This is a genomic window from Ligilactobacillus saerimneri DSM 16049 (assembly GCF_000423265.1).
Classification (GTDB): domain Bacteria; phylum Bacillota; class Bacilli; order Lactobacillales; family Lactobacillaceae; genus Ligilactobacillus; species Ligilactobacillus saerimneri.
This window is the reverse complement of the sequence record NZ_AUHQ01000047.1, coordinates 1-1,470: the sequence shown is the minus strand read 5'-3', so window position 1 is coordinate 1,470 and position 1,470 is coordinate 1. Positions and strand designations below refer to the sequence as shown.

1 protein-coding gene and 1 tRNA gene are annotated in these 1,470 nt (G+C 37.4%); both read right to left on the bottom strand.

The features are described 5' to 3' along the window. Positions 1–101: 101 nt before the first annotated feature. Entirely contained in the window at positions 102–1,091 is a 990-nt protein-coding gene (locus tag G541_RS10045; RefSeq protein ID WP_051174626.1) for a hypothetical protein, read from the bottom strand. Between the two features lie 182 nt (positions 1,092–1,273). Then, positions 1,274–1,347, bottom strand: a tRNA-Pro gene (locus tag G541_RS0108200). Positions 1,348–1,470 lie beyond the last annotated feature (123 nt).

Sequence of the window (1,470 nt, the reverse complement as noted above, 5' to 3'; positions counted from 1 at the left end):
GAAGGTTGAAATGGATTTTTTGTGCTCTGATCCAGTAAAAACGATTTTCACTTACTAGATCGGAACAGTGTTCAATTTGATTTTACAATCAGCGTCTAAATTTAGTTATCTACTCGGTGTATCTTACTTAAAATATTCTTTATCTGTTGCGAATACTCACCAAAATTACGTACCAGTTCTGCTTTCGAATAAGTTTTATGCCCATTAGCTATTCCCATATGATCACCTTCAAGCGTGTCATAGGTCACATACACTTGATCACCTTGGACCCGCATAGTTGTAGCATGAGCCCCAGCATCAATACTGTGTCCTCCATCCTGCTTTTGCCAATGCATATAATCTACTGCCTGTTCCAATTTCTGCACATCATCAGCAATTTTTTCAGCCCCATCCCCATTATCAATTACTAATTGCATGTAAGCCATCAATTCGTATTCTTCATTTGAGTACGCCTTGTCCGTTGTAGTAGTCTGTTTAGTAACCGTTTTTATTGCTAAATTTTGTGCTTTGTCAATAACTGCCTGGGATTTTTCATGTTTATTAACTGTCATAATAATTTTACGTAAGTTGACCTGCATAAATGGGCTATATTCCTGCTGCGATTGCGGATCGATACTATAAAATGCCACGTTGCCATCAGCGCCAACAGTATAAGCAGCAACTACCTTGTTAGTTGCTCCAGCTGGCTGAAGAAGCCAACTTCGTCCTCTCCCTGGAACACTAAGATGGTCAGCATACTCTCTTTGTGTTAGATTTAGATTTCCATCATTGCTAAATAGATTCTGCCACGTATCTTGTCCGCTGTAACTTTCGCCATAGTAAGCAATAGCCATAGCCGTCTGTGCTGGTGAAATTCCGTTATAGGTCAACGCTATAATTTCTTTTTTACTTTCAGATGAACTTTTCTTTTTAGCTGAGCTTTGTTTTTTCCGCTTAGCCTTTTTTATAGTAATTTTTTCAATCTGTGGTGCAGAGCTCTTTTGCTGACTGTACCATTTCCAGCCTAACCCACCACCAAGAAACAACAATAAAATACCTCCAATAAGCCATCCTTTTATCTTTTTACTTTCCCCATGTTTCTTCTTAATCATGTATTTCACCTTCCTCCACTAATTAACTTTCTCTTATTAATAATTATAACTTATTAATTGTCATCAGCAGCCACTTAACGTCCTGATCCTGTAAAGAATCCCATGTAATAAAAAAACGTATCATCTTCAGACTATAGTCCTAAGACAAATACGTTTAATCTAAAAAATTAACTTGCTGATAATCGGGAATACAAGATTCGAACTTGCGACCTCTTCGTCCCGAACGAAGCGCTCTACCAAGCTGAGCTAATTCCCGCTAACAGTGCTATTATACTCTTTAAATTTAAATGGTAGATTGCAATAAATAACTTGAACAAATTTAATGACGCAGATTAAGCAAAAAGATCTCAATTGGAGTTCGCCAGTTCAAACATTTGAG